Source organism: Pseudoalteromonas sp. TAE56, assembly GCF_000497955.1.
In the GTDB taxonomy this organism is placed as follows: domain Bacteria; phylum Pseudomonadota; class Gammaproteobacteria; order Enterobacterales; family Alteromonadaceae; genus Pseudoalteromonas.
The window spans coordinates 1-2,253 of the sequence record NZ_AUTN01000097.1 but is presented as its reverse complement, the minus strand read 5'-3'; the positions used below and the strand labels follow the sequence as shown (position 1 = coordinate 2,253).

Sequence of the window (2,253 nt, the reverse complement as noted above, 5' to 3'; positions counted from 1 at the left end):
TAGCCGATGGCAGAATTTCTCAATTGCGCTTTGACAGCTACCACCGAATTTTAGAAACAATGGCCGATGGCCGTGCAGGCGCCCGTGCGCCTCGCGTATAATTTAGGAAAAATACTGTGAGTTTAGACAAATTTAAAATCGCAATGCAGTACGCAATGCCAAAACATTTTATTTCACGCGTAGTAGGTAAATTAGCTGCTGCAAAAGCGGGCGCTTTAACAACTACTTTAATTAAACTATTTATTAAGCAATACAAAGTAGACATGAGCGAAGCGCAATACCCAGATCCGGCTCATTATAAAAGCTTTAATGAATTTTTTACTCGTCCTTTAAAAGACGGCATGCGCCCAATGGTAGAAGATAGCAATATCATCACTCAGCCAGTGGATGGCGCAATCAGCCAGCTAGGCGATATTGTTGACGGACAGCTAATACAAGCTAAAGGTCACGATTACAGCTTACAAGCGCTACTAGGCGGCTCACAAGATGACACAACACCATTTTTAGGCGGTAAGTTTGCCACTATTTATTTAGCGCCTAAAGATTACCACCGTATTCATATGCCAATTGATGGCACCCTAAGCAAAATGGTTTACGTGCCAGGAGACTTATTTTCAGTAAATCCACTTACAGCGCAAAACGTGCCTAACTTGTTTGCACGTAACGAACGTGTGGTAGCAATTTTTGAAACTGAAATTGGTCCGCTTGCAATGGTACTTGTTGGCGCAACAATTGTAGCCAGCATAGAAACTATTTGGGCCGGTACTGTCACGCCACCAGCAGGTAGCGATGTATTTAGTTGGAAATACCCAACCACTGGCGATAATGCCATCACGCTTAAAAAGGGTGAAGAAATGGGCCGCTTTAAATTAGGCTCTACTGTGGTACTTGCATGGGGTGCTAATAAAGCGGAAATACTGGACGATCAAATACCAGAAGTGGTTACTCGCTTAGGTACTGCGTTTGCAAAAATTAGCGACTAAAATCAATCGTTAATTAGAAATCAAAAAACCGCGTTTATTTAAACGCGGTTTTTTGGTTTTGTAGATACCATCTCTCATTTTAAGCTTCAAGGTCGTATTTAACTTTCTTGGAGCTTAAACGCTTCTTGGTTTTTTATTACACCAAAACATATATGAATGAGCTTTCGCATATTTGCACACACAGCTTGCATCGGTGTTTTACCATTATTTATTAACGTTAACTTATGTCGTTTTATTGTTTTATTCCATTGCCCTGCAACAATGGCCGCCATATAAAGTTTACATCGAATTCTGGCTGGCCCAAGTTTACTGATTGATGTTCGCCCTTTTAATTTACCCGATTCATTATGCCGTGGAATTAATCCACAATAAGCCGCCGCTTCTTTGGCTTTATTAAATTTTTTAGCCGCAAATAAATACGTCAGCTCTCTCGATAATACGGGCCCTATGCCAGGGATAGACTCAAGTAGTTTCCTGTTTCTTTTTAAATCAGGTTCATTATCTATGTGGTTATCAATGTCAGATTTAAGCTGTTTAATTTCGTCATCTAAAAACGCGATAGTTACTTTTATCGATTGGCAAACACGCGCGGAAACGTTGCTGAATTCACTTGCTTCTAATCGGTTAGCTTCTCGTTGTCGGTTACTCTCAAGCGCATCTAAACGACGGATAAGGGCTTTAAGCTCTCTAACTTCTAATGCATCAGGTTGCCAATAACTAACGACTGCGTGCTTAGCACAGCCGTAATGAGCAAGCATCGTTGCATCAGATTTGTCTGTTTTATGAATTATGTTTAAAGCGTCTGCATACTTTTTAGCTTTACCGGGATTCGCTAAAATAATATTAAAGCCTTGCTCGTGTAAAAAATACATCAGTGCTTCATGATAAACACCCGTTGGTTCGAGGGTGATAACGAGCTCATTAGCAGCGCTTTTAGTTGTATTTAAAAGCCATTTTTCTATTGCTAAAAAGTCTTGATGCTTGTTTTTAAAGACTTTTGTTTTAATTTTGTTTGTAAGCTGGTCTCTCAACCACGATAAATCAATCTTCTCTTTACTAATATCAATGCCGATAAACATCATCTCTACTTACTCCCCTTGTACATACAGCATCTACTTAAAAAAAGTGTGCTTGGATACCATTCAGTTTGTGAGAATAGAAAGTCAGGGCTTTATCTACGGCGCAGTATTAAATACTAGGCGTAAAGGCAAGCTCACTGACTTCGATGTGATAAATGATAGCTAATCATTAATCAATGAGAGATACAAGG

Annotated in this window: 2 protein-coding genes; one reads left to right on the top strand and one right to left on the bottom strand. The window is 39.7% G+C overall.

Annotated features, from left to right (window positions below):
• The first annotated feature begins 116 nt into the window (after positions 1-116).
• Positions 117-983, top strand: coding sequence for an archaetidylserine decarboxylase (asd, locus tag L656_RS0109990; RefSeq protein WP_024599098.1), 867 nt, complete (start codon positions 117-119; stop codon positions 981-983).
• Positions 984-1,081: 98 nt separating this feature from the next.
• Here the strand turns inward: asd and L656_RS0109985 are convergent, their stop codons facing one another.
• The gene (locus tag L656_RS0109985) at positions 1,082-2,065 is read right to left on the bottom strand and encodes an IS110 family transposase (protein WP_024599096.1); all 984 of its coding nucleotides are present in this window, start codon (positions 2,063-2,065) and stop codon (positions 1,082-1,084) included.
• Positions 2,066-2,253 lie beyond the last annotated feature (188 nt).

Bases quoted from the DNA above. Each gene is read 5' to 3' on its own strand.
- L656_RS0109985 (WP_024599096.1), bottom strand. From the start codon at position 2,065: ATGATGTTTATCGGCATTGATATTAGTAAAGAGAAGATTGATTTATCG.